The organism is Variovorax sp. 10N432, assembly GCF_056394465.1.
In genome coordinates, this window is sequence record NZ_JBFTHX010000003.1 from 269,443 (window position 1) to 284,238 (window position 14,796).

Consider the following 14,796-nt stretch of genomic DNA (forward strand, 5'->3'; position numbering starts at 1 on the left):
CTTTCGGGCGCCCGGGCCTTACGGTCTGGGTCCATGACATTTCCATCCCACGCCACTTCCACCGCCTTGTCGCGCCGCCGCTGGCTGCAGTCGGCGGGCGCCGCCACCGCCCTCGGCGCCGCCGGCACGCTGGCCCGTGCCGCTGCGCCGGACCTTTCGGGGCTCACGCTGCGCATCGGCACCTACAAGGGCCTCTGGCGCCCGCTGATCGAGGCCTCGGGCCAGGGCCGGACGCCCTACAAGATCGACTGGCGCGAACTCAACAACGGCGTGCTGCACATCGAGGCCATCCAGGGCGACGCGCTCGACCTGGGCTCGGGCAGCGAGATCCCCGCCGTCTTCGCTGCGCGGCAGAAGGCCAGGGTGCGCTTCATCGCCGTGATCCACGAGGACCTGAACAACCAGGCGACCCTTGCGCGCAAGGACGCGCCGATCAGGACCATCGCCGACTTCAAGGGCAAGCGCGTGGGCTACGTGCGGGCCACCACCGCCCACTACTACCTGAGCAAGCAGCTCGCGGAGGCGGGGCTTTCATTCGGCGACATCCAGCCCATCAACCTGAGTCCGGCCGACGGGCTCTCGGCCTTCGCTCGCGGCGATCTCGATGCCTGGGCCATCTACGGCTACAACGGCCAGCTGGCGCGCACCCAGCACGGGGCCCGGGTCATCAAGACCGGCAAGGGCTATCTGTCGGGCAACTTCCCGGTCTATGCCAATCCGCGCGCGGTGGACGACCCGTTGCGCCATGCCGCGATCGCCGACTTCCTGCTGCGGCTGCAGCGCGCCTATGCCTGGGCCAACGACAACTACCTCGACTACGCGAAGGCGCAGTCGGCCGAGACCCGGGTGCCGGTGGGCGACATCATCGAGCTCTTCAACGGGCGCAGCAACGACTACGCACTGGGCCCGGTCACCCAGGCCGCGGTGCGCAGCCACCAGGAAGTGGCCGACACCTTCCAGAAGCTCGGCGTGCTCGACGGCGCCGCGGACGTGGCGCCGCTCTGGGACCGCAGCTTCGACGCCGCCTTGTCTCGCGCCAATCCAGCATGAATAGCCCCCACGCTCCCCACTGGTGTGGTTCGCTGCCCCCCGAGGGGGCCGCAGGCCGCCTTGGGGCGGCCCGGCGTCGGCCTGACACGCCCTTTCATTTTCTGACTTCATCCAAGGACGCAACTCCATGAGCGACATCGAATTCATCGGCATGATCCAGGCCCAGAAGGTCTCCGAGATCCATCCCGCACGCGGCCCCGCCATCGACCGCGACTACGTGCGCGCCTTCGCCCAGGCGCACGAGCAGGCCGGCTTCGACCGGGTCCTGGTGCCGCATCACTCCACCAGCCCCGACGCGACCCTGACCGTGGCCTACGCCGCCTCGGTGACCGAGCGCATCCACTTCATGCTGGCGCATCGCCCCGGCTTCGTGAGTCCGACGCTGGCCGCGCGCCAGTTCGCCTCGCTCGACCAGTTCAGCGGCGGCCGGCTCGGCGTGCACTACATCTCGGGCGGCTCCGACGACGAGCAGAAGCGCGACGGCGACTGGCTCGACCACGACCAGCGCTATGCGCGCACCGACGAATACCTCGAGGTGCTGCGCAAGGTCTGGACCGCCGACAAGCCCTTCGACCATGAAGGCCCGCACTACCGCTTCAAGGACGCCTTCTCGGAGGTCAAGCCGGTGCAGACGCTGAACGGCAGGCCGCACGTGCCGGTGTACTTCGGCGGCGCTTCGGAGGCCGCGATCCCGGTGGCCGGCAAGCATGCGGACGTCTACGCGCTGTGGGGCGAGTCGCTGGCCCAGGCGCGCGAGCTCACCGGCCGGGTGCGCGCCGAGGCCGCCCGGCACGGGCGCCAGGTGCGCTTCTCGGTGTCGTTCCGCCCCATCCTGGCCGAGACCGAGGCCAAGGCCTGGGAGCGCGCCGACGGCATCCTGGCCGAGACCCGCCGCCTGCGCGTGGTGCAGGGCTTCGGGCGCGGCGGCCCGCTGCAGAGCGAAGGCGCCAAGCGCCTGCTGGCCGCCGCCGAGCAAGGGACGCGGCTCGACAAGCGGCTGTGGACCGCGGTCGCGCAGGAGATCGGCGGCCGCTCGAACAGCACCGCGCTGGTCGGCACGCCGGAGCAGGTGGCCGATGCGCTGCTCGACTACCACGCGCTCGGCGTGACCACCTTCCTGATCCGCGGCTTCGACCCGCTCGAGGACGCGATCGACTACGGCCGCGAGCTGATCCCGCGCACCCGCGAACTGGTGGCCCAGCGTGTCGCCGCCCAGCGCCAGGCCGCTTGACCGCGCCGTGCATCCACGTGCCCGAAGGAACCGAATGAGCGCCGTACTCGACATCGACCGCAGCGGGGAGCGCACCCGCGGCCGGCTGGCCCTGAACCCGAACCCGCAGCGCAAGTACTGGTTCGATCCGCCGGCGCCGCGCAACAGCGTGGAAGCCGAGCGCCGCCACCGGCAGGAGCGGCTGGCAGGGGCCTTCCGCCTGTTCGCCCGCTTCGGTTTCGCGCAGGGCCTGGCGGGCCACATCACGGCGCGCGACCCCGAGCTGACGGACCATTTCTGGGTCAATCCGCTGGGCCTGCATTTCTCGCGAATCAAGGTGTCGGACCTGCTGCTGGTCAACGCGGCGGGCGAGACCGTGGTCGGCGAACGCCCGCTCAACAAGGCGGCCTTCGCGATCCATGCCGCGATCCACGAACACGACCCGAACATCATCGCGGCCGCCCACACGCATTCGACCTACGGCAAGGCCTGGTCGACCCTGGGCCGCAAGCTCGACACGTTGACCCAGGACGCCTGCGTGTTCCACGACGACCATGCGCTGTTCGACGATTTCACCGGCATGGTGGTCGACGAGAGCGAGGGATTGCGCATCGCCAGGGCGCTGGGCGGGCGCAAGGGCGCGATCCTCAAGAACCACGGCATCCTCAGCGCCGGCCCGAGCGTGGAGGCCGCCGCCTGGTGGTACATCGCGCTCGACAACGCCTGCCACACGCAGCTGCTGGCCGAGGCGGCCGGCACGCCGCAGGCTATCGACGATGCGGTGGCGCGCCACACCCACCAGCAGATCGGAGGCCCCGAGGGCGCGCTGCATGCCTTCGAGAGCCTGTACGAAGGGCTGGTCGAGGCCGAGCCCGAACTGCTTCTTTAACCAGCGAATCCCTGATCTCCATGAACCACGACACCTCACTCTCCCGCCGCGGCGTGCTGCGTGCCGGCGGCGCAGCCGCGGCCGTCGCCGCGAGCGGCCTGATCGCCACCCGCGCCTGGTCGCAGCAGCGCAAGCTGACCTTCGCGTGGAACGCCTCCGCCTTCTGCCTCTCGCCCGTGGTGGTGGCGCAGGAACGCGGTTTCTTCGAGAAGAACGGCCTGCAGGTCGACCTGATCAACTACACGGGATCGACCGACCAGCTGCTCGAATCGCTCGCCACCGCCAAGGCCGATGCGGCGGTCGGCATGATCCATCGCTGGCTCAAGCCGCTCGAATCGGGCTTCGACGTCAAGATCGTCGGCAGCTCGCACGGCGGCTGCGTGCGCCTGGTGGGCGTCAAGGAGGCCGGCGTCACCGACCTGCAGAAGCTCAAGGGCAAGACCATCGGCGTGTCGGACATCGCGAGCCCGGGCAAGAACTTCTTCTCGATCCTGCTCAAGAAGAACGGCATCGATGCCGACAAGGACGTCACCTGGCGACAGTACCCGGCCGACCTGCTCGACATCGCGGTCAACAAGGGCGAGATCCAGGCGATCGCCGACGGCGACCCGACGCTCTACCTGATCGAGAAGCGCAACAAGGGGCGCTACCAGGAGCTCGCATCGAACCTCTCCGGCGAGTACAAGGACAAGGTCTGCTGCATCGTCGGCGCCCGCGGCGAACTGGTGCGCAAGGAGCGGCCGGTGGTGGCGGCGCTGGTGCGCTCCATCGTGCAGGCCTCGGACTTCGTGGCCGAGAACCCGAACGAGTCGGCCAGGCTGTTCGCGAAGTATTCGCCGAAGGTGCCGGTCGAGGACCTGCAGGCGCTGCTTGGCACGTTGACGCACGCGCACCACCCGGTCGGCAAGAACCTGCGCGACGAGGTCGAGTTCTATGCCCGCGACTTCCGCTCGGTCGGCGTGCTGAAGTCGAGCACCGATCCGGCGCGGCTCGCCAACCACGTGTCGGTGGACGTGCTGGCATGACGACGGCCGGGAACATCCTCGGCGCGCCGCCTCGGCAGCAGCCGGCGCCGGCGCGCGTGCCGGTCCGGCGCGACGCGCGGCCCGCCGCCATCCCCTCCGTGCTGGACGAACCCGCCGTGGCCGGCGTCTGGCGCACCGGCCTCGTCGCGGCGGCCGCATGGCTGGCGCTCGGTGTGCTGACCGTCTGGTGGCCCAATCGCGAAGTCGGCTTCAGCGACTGGAACTTCACGCAGGAGTTCGGCATCGGCGCGATCGCCGTCGCCATCGCACTAGGGGTGGTGGCCTTGCTCGGCGCCCGCGCCGGACGGCTCGGCCGCAAGCTGCGCCCGGCCGGCCAGTGGCTCGTCGCCGCGCCGCTGCTGCTCGCGCTCTGGGAGGCGCTGACGGCCAAGCTGGGCCTGCTGCCGCCGCCCTTCTTCGCGCCGCCGCAGAGCCTGCTCGACGTCGCCGTCGAAGATTGGGCGCGGCTCGGCCTGTCGACCGCGCATTCGCTGCGCCTGCTCGCGCATGGATTCGTGCTGGGGGCGCTGGTCGGTTTCGCCACCGGCGTGTGGATCGGCTGGTCGCGCATCGCCGGCTACTGGGTGCATCCGGTGCTGCGCTTCCTCGGTCCGGTGCCGGCCTCGGCGCTGCTGCCGCTGGCCTTCTTCTTCGCGCCGTCGAGCTATGCCGCGGCCGTGTTCCTGGTCGGGCTCGCCACCTTCTTCCCGGTGGCGGTGCTGACCTGGTCGGGCGTGGCCTCGGTGAACAAGAGCTACTACGACGTCGCGCGCACGCTGGGCGCGACCGAATGGTTTCTGGTGCTCCGGGTCGCGGTGCCGGCGGCGCTGCCGCAGGTCTTCGTCGGCCTGTTCATGGGCCTGGGGGCCTCCTTCTCGGTGCTGGTGACGGCCGAGATGATGGGCGTCAAGGCCGGCCTCGGCTGGTACCTGCAGTGGGCCCAGGGCTGGGCCGCCTACCCGAACATGTACGCGGCGCTGCTGGTGATGGCGGTGCTGTGCTCGGGCCTGATCACGCTGCTCTTCAAGGTGCGCGACCGCGCGCTGTCGTGGCAGAAGGGGACTGTCAAATGGTGAGCACGGCCAGCGTCGCGCAGGCCGGCGCGCGCATCGACATCCAGGCGGTCAGCCACTGGTTCAGGCAGCAGCAGGGCGGCGTGCTGCAGGTGCTCGACGGCATCGACCTGCAGGTGCGCGCGGGCGAGTTCGTCGCGCTGCTCGGGCCCAGCGGCTGCGGCAAGTCGACCTTGCTGCGGCTGGTGGCCGGGCTCGAGCCGGCGACCACCGGTCGCATCACGCAGGACGATGCACCGATCGCGCGGCCCGATCCCTCGCGCATCGTCGTCTTCCAGGACCCGACGCTCTATCCCTGGCGCAGTGTCTGGGACAACGTGGCGCTGGGCCTGCAGGCGCGCGGGCTGCTGAAGTCGCAGCGCGGGCGCGTCGACGACGCGCTGGCGCTGGTCGGGCTCAGCGACTTCGCGAAGAGCTTCCCGCACCAGCTCTCGGGCGGCATGGCGCAGCGGGTGGCGCTGGCGCGCGCGCTGGTCAACGATCCGCAGCTGCTGGTGCTCGACGAGCCGCTGGGCAAGCTGGATTCTCTGACCCGCATCGCGATGCAGAGCGAGCTGGTGAACCTGTGGCAGCGCGCCGGCTTCTCGGCGCTGCTGGTGACGCATGACGTGGAAGAGGCCCTGTTCCTCGCCAACCGCGTGATCGTGCTGAGCGACCGGCCGGCGCGCATCACGGCGGAGCTGGTGGTCGACCTGCCGTACCCGCGGCATCGCGGCCACCCACGGCTGGCGGCGCTGCGGCACGAGGCGCTGCAGCACCTCGGTCTCGACGCGACCTGGTGACGACCGGTGATCCGCACGCCGGATGCCGGGTGGCTGGACCCGCTGGTCGCGGGGCTGCAGAAGGCGCAGGAAGGCCTGCTCGGGCTGCTGGACTGGGCCGGCCTCGCCGGAACCAGCCATGGCCAGGCCGCATGGCCCTGGGCGCTGCGGCTGTCGGGCGAGAACCTGCTGATCGACGCCGGGCAGGCCAGGCGCCTGGGCATGAGCCTGCTCGTGCTGGCGGTCGCGGCGCTCGCGCTGTTGCTTGCGGCGCTGTGGCGCAAGCCCCGCTGGTTCTTGATCGCGGCCGTGCCGCTGCTGCTCGTCGCCGCGCCGTGGCCTCAGGCCGCGGTGCTGTTCGTGCCGGCGGTTCCGACCAGCTTCCATCGCTCGCCGACCGGCTTCGACGTGGCTTCGATCGCGAGCGGCGGCGAACTTTATGCGCAGCATTGCGCTGCCTGCCATGGCGTCGACGGGCGCGGCCAGGGCCCACTCGCGGCGGCGCAGCCGGTCTGGCCGCCGGACCTGGCCGGCCCGCTGCTCTGGCGGCGCGCCGACGGCGAGCTGCTCTGGCATCTGCTGCACGGCATGAAGGATCGCCACGGCGCCGCGACCATGCCGGCCTTCGCGCAGTTCGGCGACGACGATGCCTGGGCGCTGATCGACTTCATGAAGGCCCAGGCTGCCGGCCAGAGCCTGCGCGCGACCGGCCTCTGGGCCGGGCCCGTCGGCCTGCCCGATGTCGAGGTGCGCTGCGAAGCCCGGCCGCCGCGCCGGCTGGCGAGCTGGCGCGGCCAGCGGCTGCGCATCGTGGCCGCCGGCACGCCCCAGGCCGCGCTGCGCGAGGACCCGCGGGTGGTCACCGTGCTGCTGAGGCGCGAGGACGAGAGGGCGTCGAGCCCCGCTGGCGAATGCGTCGCCGAGTCGACGGCGGCCTGGAACGCGTTCGCGTTGATCGCCGGCACCGGCCAGCTGGCCGGCACGCAGTGGCTGGTCGATCGCGACGGCTGGCTGCGCGCCCTCGGTTCACCGGGCCAGGCGGCCTGGTCGGAAGACGACCTGCTGTGCCGCACCGAGGCCGGCGACCGCGGCGCGCCGGCGGCGGCGCCGGACGACGGCCTCGGCGCGCTCATCGCGCGCATGGATTCCGAGCCGGTGCGCTTCCTCAAGGGCGGTTTCGTCCGCTGAGTCCCTTCATCCGCCTTCCAACCTTCAAGGAGTTTTTCATCATGATCCGCGCACCGCGCCGCCAGTTCATCACCCATTCGCTCGCGGCCGCCGCCGCGCTGGCCTTGCCGGCCGCCGCCCTGCGTGCGCAGCCGCGCCCCGTGCTCAAGGCCGGCGACCAGAAGGGCGGGCTGCGCGCGCTGCTCGAGGCCGCGGGCGGACTGGAGGGCCTGGGCTACGACATCCAGTGGTCGGAGTTCCCGGCCGCCGCGCCGCTGGCCGAGGCGCTCAATGCGGGCGCCGTCGACTCGGGCCCGATCGGCGACGCGCCGCTGGTCTTCGCGCTGGCGGCCGGCACGCGGGTCAAGGCGATCGGCGCGAACCGTTCCGACGCCTACGGCACCGCGGTGCTCGTGCGCCCCGATTCGCCGCTGAAATCCGCGGCTGATCTCAAGGGCAGGAGCATCGCGACCAACCGTGGCTCGATCGGCCACTACGTCACCCTCAAGGCGATCACGACGGCCGGATTGAAGCCGGAGGACGTCACCCTTCGCTTCCTCGCCCCGGCCGATGCCAAGCTGGCCCTGACCCAGGGCGCGGTCGACGCCTGGGCCACCTGGGAGCCCTACACCGCCATGGCGGAAACCGGTGGCCATGCACGGGTGCTGGTGAGCGGGCGCGGGCTGTTGCCCGGCCTGAGCTACCTGGCGGCGACCGATGCCGCGATCGCGGCCAAGCGGCCGCTGCTGCAGGACTTCCTGCGCCGCGTGGTGAAGGCCCAGGACTGGTCGTACCGCAACGTCGACGCGTTCTCGGCCACGCTGGCGAAGATCATCGGCATCCCGCCCGAGGCCGCCAGGCTGCAGTTCGAGCGGCGCCAGCAGAAGTGGGTGCCGATCGACGCCAAGGTGATCGCCGACCAGCAGCGCACCGCCGACTTCTACCACCAGGTCGGGCTGATCCCGCGGCCGCTGGATGTGCGGCCGACCTTCGATACCGGCTTCGCGCTCGAGGATCGGGCTTAGGATTGGCGCCGCGACTCAAGCAATTTGTGTGGCGGTGCTGGCGCTCGGCATGGCAAGCGGCGGGGCGAGCGCGAAGGGCTGCCTCGAAGGCGCGGCGGTGGGGGGCGTGGTCGGCCACGTGGCCGGCAAGCATGCGGTGCTTGGCGCTGCCGGCGGCTGCGCAGTGGGGAGCCACGAGGCCAACAAGAAGGACAAACAGCGCGCGGCCCAGGCGCACGCGTCGGACGCCGCAGCCGCAGCGCCTGCCGCCTCTCCTGCGCCCGACACCAAGAAGTGATGCCTACGCCGGTCCGAGCACGATGCCTTCGCACCCGGCCAGCACCAGCGCGCCGTCGATGAGCGCAGCGCGTGCGGGCGCGGTGGACGCCAGCACGGTCGGGTACCCCGCCACCAGATCGGGCGGCACCGTCGCCGGGCCCATGCCGAAGTTCAACACCACCACCAGCCTGCGCCCCTGCGCCACGCGCGCGTAGGCCAGCAGGTCGGCCTGGCTGTCGAGGGCTTCGTAGGCGCCCTGGTTCAGTGCGGGATGCGCGCGCCGCAGCGCGATCAGCCGCCGGTACAGCGCCAGCATCGAAGCCGGGTCCTGCGTTTGCGCAGCGACATTGCGCGTCGGCCAGTCGGGCGCCAGTCGCAGCCACGGCGTGCCGGTCGTGAAGCCGGCCTGCGGTGCGCCGCTCCACTGCATCGGCGTTCGCTGCGGATCGCGGCCCAGGCCCTTGCCTGGCTGGTTCTTCTCGAACGGGTCCTGCACTTCCGCGCGTGGAATCTCGACGTCGGTCATGCCGATCTCGTCGCCGTAGTAGAGCGTCGGCGTGCCGCGCAGCGTGAGCAGCAGCATGGCCGCGAGCCGCGCCATGGGGGCACCGACGCGGCTGGCGATTCGCGGCTTGTCGTGATTGCCCAGCACCCAGTTCGGCGCGGCCCCGGCCGGCAGGGCCGCCTCGTAGTCGCGCACCAGGCGGTCGATGCGGCGCGCCTGCCACTCGGTGCCGATCAGCTGGAAGTTGAAGGGCAGCTGCACACCTTCGAGCACGCCCTCGGCATTGGCGCCGTAATAGGCGACCAGCCGGGCCAGCGGCAGGTAGAGCTCGCCGATCAGCACCCGGGACGACCGCGCGTCGCTGAAGGCGTCGACCACCCGGCGCATGTCGGCCACCAACTGTTGCATCTCCGGCCGGTCGGCGGTGTAGAGCGGCGTCCAGCGATGGGCCGGATCGTCGCCGTCCGCGTAGTCGGGATTCGGCGGGTTGTCGCGGAACTGGTCGTCCTTGATCAGGTGATAGAGCACGTCGACGCGAAAGCCGTCGACGCCGCGGCGCAGCCAGAAGCGCAGCACCTCGTACATGGCGGCGCGCACCTCGGGATTGCGCCAGTTGAGGTCGGGCTGCGCCTTCAGGAACGAATGGCAGTAGTACTGCCCGGTGGCCGGGTCCAGGGTCCATGCCGGTCCGCCGAAGTTGCTCAGCCAGTTGTTGGGCGGGCCGCCGTCCGGTGCCGGATCGCGCCACAGGTACCAGTCGCGGCGCGGGCTGGCGCGGGCGCTGCGGCTCTGGACGAACCATGGATGCTGGTCGGACGTGTGGTTGGGCACGAAGTCCAGGATCAGCTTCAAACCCCGCGCATGGCACTCGCGCACCAGGGCGTCGAATCCGCCCAGGCTGCCGAAGCGAGGATCGATGGCACAAAAATCGGAAATGTCGTACCCAAAGTCCGCCATCGGCGAGGGATAAATGGGGGAGATCCAGGCGGCGTCGATGCCCAGCGAGACCAGATGGTCGAGCCGCGCGCGGATGCCGTCCAGATCCCCGATGCCATCGCCATCGCTGTCCTGGAACGAGCGTGGATAGATCTGATAGACGGTTCCGTGCTTCCACCAGTCGTCGGCCGACATCGCGTTCCCTTAGCCGTGAACAGGGTTCCATTCTTCCTCAGAAGGCGAAGTCCCATGATCAATGACCTCTGGTACAAGAACGCGGTGGTCTACTGCCTGTCGGTGGAGACCTTCATGGACGCCAACGGCGATGGCTGCGGCGACTTCGAAGGCCTGACGCGCCGGCTCGACTACCTGCACGGGCTCGGCGTCACCACCGTCTGGCTGATGCCCTTCCAGACATCGCCCGGACGCGACGACGGCTACGACGTGTCCGACTACTACAACGTCGATGCGCGCTACGGCACGCTCGGCGACTTCGTCGAGTTCACGCACGCCGCCCAGCAACGCGGCATGCGGGTGCTGATCGACCTGGTGGTCAATCACACCTCGGACCAGCACCCGTGGTTCCAGGCGGCTCGCAAGGACCGCGATTCTCCCTTTCGCGACTGGTACGTTTGGGCCGACAAGAAGCCGGCGAATGCCGGGGAGGGCATGGTCTTTCCGGGCGTCCAGAAATCGACCTGGAGCTTCGACAAGGTGGCCAGGCGCTGGTACTTCCACCGCTTCTACGATTTCCAGCCCGACCTGAACACCAGCCATCCGCGGGTGCAGGCGGAGATCCTGAAGATCATGGGCTTCTGGACGCAGCTGGGCGTGTCGGGCTTCCGGATGGATGCCGTGCCCTTCGTCATCTCGACCAAAGGCGCCGACGTCGCGAGGCCGCAGCCACAGTACGACATGCTGCGCGAATTCCGCGAGCTGCTTCAATGGCGCCAGGGCCAGGCGATCATCCTCGGCGAAGCCAACGTGCAGCCGCGCACCAACATGCAGTACTTCGGCGAGGAGGGCGAGCGCATCCACATGATGTTCAACTTCCATGTGAACCAGCATCTGTTCTACGCGCTCGCCAGCGGCGACAGCCGTCCCCTGGCCCAGGCACTGGAGGCGACGCGGCCGCGGCCGGCCACCTCGCAATGGGGCTTGTTCCTGCGCAACCACGACGAGCTCGACCTCGGCCGGCTGACACCCACGCAGCGCGCGCGTGTCTTCGCCGCGTTCGCTCCCGACAAGGACATGCAGCTCTACGGCCGCGGGATCCGCCGCCGCCTCGCGCCGATGCTCGGCAGCGACCGCCGCCGGCTCGAACTGGCCTACAGCCTGCTGCTGACCCTGCCCGGCACGCCGGTGCTGCGCTACGGCGACGAGATCGGCATGGGCGACGACCTGTCGCTGCCCGAGCGCAACTGCGCCCGCACGCCGATGCAGTGGTCGACCGAACCGCACGGCGGATTCACCGCGGCCGACAAGCCCGTGCGGCCGGTCATCTCCGGCGGCGCCTACGGTTTCGAGCATGTCAACGTCGCGGCGCAGCGGCGCGACCCGGACTCGCTGCTGAACTGGACAGAGCGCGCGCTGCGCATGCGCCAGGAGATTCCCGAAGTCGGCTGGGGCGAGTTCGAGGTGCTGCCGCAGCCGGGCCGCTCGGTGCTGGTGATGCGCTACTCGTGGCGCAACAACATCGTGCTCTTCGTGCACAACCTGGTGGCCGACCCGCTGGAGATCGAGATCGCCGCCGGCGCCATCGGCACCGGCGGCGAGCAGCTCACCAACCTGCTCTCGGAGGACCACAGCGAGGCGAGCGCCGAAGGCCGCCACTGCATCCTGCTCGAACCCTACGGCTACCGGTGGTTCCGAGTCGGTGGACTCGACTACCTGCTCAAGCGCAGCGACGTGTGAGGCTGGCGGGCGGCGCCAGGCTCGGGCCTTTGTCACCTCTCCACGACCGACTTGACGCTTTGCGACCTTTCGGCGCAAAGTCGGCTCGCGATCGGAAGCACACGGGGCCTGCTTGGGTTCTGGGAGGGAATCGGGGACATGCGAACGACGCTACGTGTATGGCTGACAGGCTTTCCGCGGCGACTGGCGCGGCAGGCGCTGATCCTGGATGCTGCAGACCACCGCGCGGCGTTGAAGCGGGTTCGTCACGCGCTGTTCGGCCTCCGGCCGACGCCCCTCGACTGCACCGTGAGGGGAGGGCTGACGCGCATTCCCGAGACCTTTTCCGAACGCCAGGCCTACCTGGCACTGGATCTGGCAACACTTCATCTGAGCAGCCGTGCCCGAGCGCTGCACATGTTGCACGACTGGACGCATGCGCGGCTGATGAGTCCGAGCCAAGCCGAATGCCTTGCGCAGATGCTCCTGCTCGACCGGCAAGACTTCCTGGCCACGCTGGCCGACGCCATGAAGCCGTGCGCGCTTCGCCATGAGTTGCGTGCCATGCGGCATCACTTCCGGCGCGGCGGCCCGGCTGCCGCCTGGTCTTGAAGGCGAAGCGGAATCGACCTGGCCAGCCGCCCTGCGCCGCTCAGGTGATCAGCTTGAGCAGCCGCCCCATCCGTTCGAAGGTCCGTCCATACGGTGGCCGCAGCAGCGCGGTGCCCGACAGCCTCGACTGATGGAACACCGGCTTCTCCTTGCTGAAGGTGCGAAAGCCGTACGCGCCGTGGTAGGCCCCCATGCCGCTCGCGCCGACACCGCCGAAGGGTAGCTCCTCTTGCCCGAAGTGCCACATGCAGTCGTTCAGCGTGACGCCGCCGGAGATCGTGCCCGACAGCAGCCGGTCTTGCTCGGCGCCCGCGGCACCGAACCAGTACAGCGCCAGCGGCCGCTCGTGCGCGTTGACGTACGCGATCACCTCATCGAGCGTGTCGTAGGCCAGCACCGGCAGCAGCGGCCCGAAGATCTCCTCCTGCATGATCTTCATGTCCTCGGTCGTGTCGAGCACCAGTGCCGGTGCCAGCACCCGGCCCGCCGCGCCGCCGGCCATGCCCTCGGCGTGCAGCGGCACGACGCGCGCGCCGCGCGTCTGCGCGTCCGCGAGCAGGCCCAGCAGGCGCGTGAAGTGCCGCTCGCTGACGATGCCCGTGTAGTCCGGATTGCCCGCGAGGCGCGGGTACTGCCGCGCCACCGCGCGCCGCATCGCCTCGACGAAGGGGCCGACCGCGTTGCGCGGCACCGCCGCATAGTCGGGCGCGATGCAGGTCTGGCCGGCGTTGAAGAGCTTGCCCACCACCAGCCGCGCCGCGACCTGCTCCAGGTCGGCGCCGGCACCGATGATCGCCGGCGACTTGCCGCCGAGCTCCAGTGTCACCGGCGTCAGGTTGGCCGCCGCCGCCATCGCGACCTGCCGGCCGACCGCGGTCGAGCCCGTGAACAGCAGGTGGTCGAAGGGCAGGCCGACGAAGGCGGTGCCGACCTCGGTGCCGCCCGTGACGACCGTGAGTTCTTCGGGCGCGAAGCATTCCGCCACCGCGGCCCGCATCAGCTCGGCCAGGCGCGGCGTCAGCTCCGAGGGCTTGATCATCACGCGGTTGCCGGCGCCGATTGCCGCGATCGCCGGGCCCATCGCCAGCTGGTAGGGATAGTTCCAGGGGCTCACCACGCCGACCACGCCGAGCGGCTGCGGGACGATGCGGCTGAAGCCGGGCCGGAAGGCGAGGCCGGTCGGGGCACGCCGCACCTTCATCCACGACTTGAGATGCCGGCGCGCATGCCGGATCGCGGACTGCACCATCATCACGTCGGCCAGGCGCGTCACGTGCACCGATCGATGGCCGAAATCGGCCGACACTGCGCGCTCGATCTCCGGCGCGATCTTGTCTGTCATCGCGAGCAGGCGATCGAGCCGGTCGATGCGCACGGCGTGCGACGGGTTCATGTCGGCGCCGAAAGCGGCCCGCTGGCGGTCGAAGGCCTCGCGCATGCGCAGCAGCGAGGGGTCGAGCATCTGCTCGCGCACGATCGCGTTCATGGCTTGCCCCCCAGCGCCTGCGGCGCGTGGGTGGCTGCATCGCCGTCGACCTCGGCCTCGGCATAGGCGCGGCCGCCGGGCACCAGCGCCGAGTGCGCGCGCCGCGAATGGAACAGCGGGTAGAACATCTCGATGAACCAGCGCTCCTTGCCGAACACCAGGTCGTCCTGCAGGCCGACCTTGGCCGGGTAGCGGCGCGTGATCTTGGCGGTGCCGAACAGCAGGTCCCAGACGAACAGCAGGTTGCCGAAATTGCCCTTGTAGTGGCCGATGCCGTCGTCGTTGGTGAGCGCGTGGTGGGCCCAGTGCGTGGCCGGCGTCGAGACGGTGCGCTCCAGCACCCAGGCCAGCGGATGCAGCCACTTGATGCGGTAGAGCGGCGCGTCCCACGGCACCGCGCTGTGGGCGCCGAGGATCACCGTCAGCTTGACCACGATGTAGACCAGGTAGACGTTGCCGAAGCCGAGGTAGATCAGCACGCCCGAGGCCCACAGGCCCGGCATCATCAGGTAGTAGAAGAAGTTGTTGCGGTAGGTGACACGGATGCTCATGTAGTGCGCCGTGTGGTGCGCGCGGTGCAGCGGCCAGAGCAGCGGCGAATGCGACACGCGATGCCACCAGTACTGTGTCATGTCGTCGGCGACCAGCAGGATCGCCCCCATCGCCCACCAGGGCAGATGGGCCCAGGCATCGCGCTGCGCCGGCATCAGCAGCGCGCACAGCTTGCCCGTGACGGCGAAGATGAAGGGCTGCGAGAAGGCCAGCAGCGAGAGGAACATGAACAGTTCCAACTTGGTGTCGTCGGCGGTGGCGTGGAATTGCCTGTGCTTGCGGGAGCCGACTTCCAGCAGCGCGAAAAAGAGAATGATCGCCACGAGGACGATGTTCTGGACGAGGTTCACTGTC

14 protein-coding genes are annotated in these 14,796 nt (G+C 70.0%); 11 read left to right on the forward strand and 3 right to left on the reverse strand.

Translation table 11 applies throughout. From position 1 onward, the window contains the following. Positions 1-33: 33 nt before the first annotated feature. The 9 genes from AC1DF3_RS05610 to AC1DF3_RS05650 all read left to right on the forward strand — a co-directional run bounded on the left by AC1DF3_RS05610 (position 34) and on the right by AC1DF3_RS05650 (position 8,477). Positions 34-1,050 (forward strand): ABC transporter substrate-binding protein, encoded by a 1,017-nt coding sequence (locus tag AC1DF3_RS05610; RefSeq protein WP_478139063.1) that lies wholly within the window; start codon positions 34-36, stop codon positions 1,048-1,050. Positions 1,051-1,177: 127 nt separating this feature from the next. Beyond that, positions 1,178-2,281, forward strand: coding sequence for an LLM class flavin-dependent oxidoreductase (locus AC1DF3_RS05615; RefSeq protein WP_478139064.1), 1,104 nt, complete (start codon positions 1,178-1,180; stop codon positions 2,279-2,281). 34 nt (positions 2,282-2,315) lie between these two features. Continuing rightward, positions 2,316-3,149 (forward strand): class II aldolase/adducin family protein, encoded by an 834-nt coding sequence (locus AC1DF3_RS05620; protein ID WP_478139065.1) that lies wholly within the window; start codon positions 2,316-2,318, stop codon positions 3,147-3,149. Positions 3,150-3,169: 20 nt separating this feature from the next. Continuing rightward, positions 3,170-4,174: an ABC transporter substrate-binding protein gene (locus AC1DF3_RS05625; RefSeq protein WP_478139066.1), complete on the forward strand. Its 1,005-nt coding sequence runs from the start codon at positions 3,170-3,172 to the stop codon at positions 4,172-4,174. Beyond that, a complete protein-coding gene (locus AC1DF3_RS05630; RefSeq protein WP_478139067.1) occupies positions 4,171-5,250 on the forward strand; it encodes an ABC transporter permease in 1,080 nt (359 codons plus the stop codon). Before AC1DF3_RS05625 ends, AC1DF3_RS05630 begins: the two co-directional genes overlap by 4 nt. Beyond that, on the forward strand, positions 5,244-6,029 hold the full coding sequence (locus AC1DF3_RS05635) for an ABC transporter ATP-binding protein (protein ID WP_478139068.1): 786 nt from the start codon (positions 5,244-5,246) through the stop codon (positions 6,027-6,029). The genes AC1DF3_RS05630 and AC1DF3_RS05635 overlap by 7 nt, the downstream gene beginning before the upstream one ends. 6 nt (positions 6,030-6,035) lie before the next feature. Next, positions 6,036-7,196 carry a c-type cytochrome gene (locus AC1DF3_RS05640; protein ID WP_478139069.1) on the forward strand — a complete coding sequence of 387 codons (1,161 nt, stop codon included), beginning with the start codon at positions 6,036-6,038 and terminating at the stop codon, positions 7,194-7,196. A 41-nt stretch (positions 7,197-7,237) separates the two neighbouring features. Next, positions 7,238-8,200, forward strand: coding sequence for an ABC transporter substrate-binding protein (locus AC1DF3_RS05645; RefSeq protein ID WP_478139070.1), 963 nt, complete (start codon positions 7,238-7,240; stop codon positions 8,198-8,200). A 49-nt stretch (positions 8,201-8,249) separates the two neighbouring features. After that, a complete protein-coding gene (locus tag AC1DF3_RS05650) occupies positions 8,250-8,477 on the forward strand; it encodes a hypothetical protein (RefSeq protein ID WP_478139071.1) in 228 nt (75 codons plus the stop codon). A 3-nt stretch (positions 8,478-8,480) separates the two neighbouring features. Here the strand turns inward: AC1DF3_RS05650 and AC1DF3_RS05655 are convergent, their stop codons facing one another. Next, positions 8,481-10,094 (reverse strand): alpha-amylase family glycosyl hydrolase, encoded by a 1,614-nt coding sequence (locus tag AC1DF3_RS05655; RefSeq protein ID WP_478139072.1) that lies wholly within the window; start codon positions 10,092-10,094, stop codon positions 8,481-8,483. A gap of 54 nt (positions 10,095-10,148) precedes the next feature. On the opposite strand from AC1DF3_RS05655, the gene AC1DF3_RS05660 reads away from it, so the two are divergent. Further along, on the forward strand, positions 10,149-11,813 hold the full coding sequence (locus AC1DF3_RS05660) for an alpha-amylase family protein (protein ID WP_478139073.1): 1,665 nt from the start codon (positions 10,149-10,151) through the stop codon (positions 11,811-11,813). Positions 11,814-11,951: 138 nt separating this feature from the next. Continuing rightward, on the forward strand, positions 11,952-12,404 hold the full coding sequence (locus AC1DF3_RS05665) for a hypothetical protein (protein WP_478139074.1): 453 nt from the start codon (positions 11,952-11,954) through the stop codon (positions 12,402-12,404). Between the two features lie 40 nt (positions 12,405-12,444). Here the strand turns inward: AC1DF3_RS05665 and AC1DF3_RS05670 are convergent, their stop codons facing one another. Both AC1DF3_RS05670 and AC1DF3_RS05675 read right to left on the reverse strand, forming a co-directional pair. Next, positions 12,445-13,890, reverse strand: coding sequence for a coniferyl aldehyde dehydrogenase (locus tag AC1DF3_RS05670; RefSeq protein ID WP_478139075.1), 1,446 nt, complete (start codon positions 13,888-13,890; stop codon positions 12,445-12,447). Beyond that, the gene (locus AC1DF3_RS05675) at positions 13,887-14,792 is read right to left on the reverse strand and encodes a sterol desaturase family protein (RefSeq protein WP_286530235.1); all 906 of its coding nucleotides are present in this window, start codon (positions 14,790-14,792) and stop codon (positions 13,887-13,889) included. The genes AC1DF3_RS05670 and AC1DF3_RS05675 overlap by 4 nt, the downstream gene beginning before the upstream one ends. Positions 14,793-14,796: the final 4 nt, after the last annotated feature.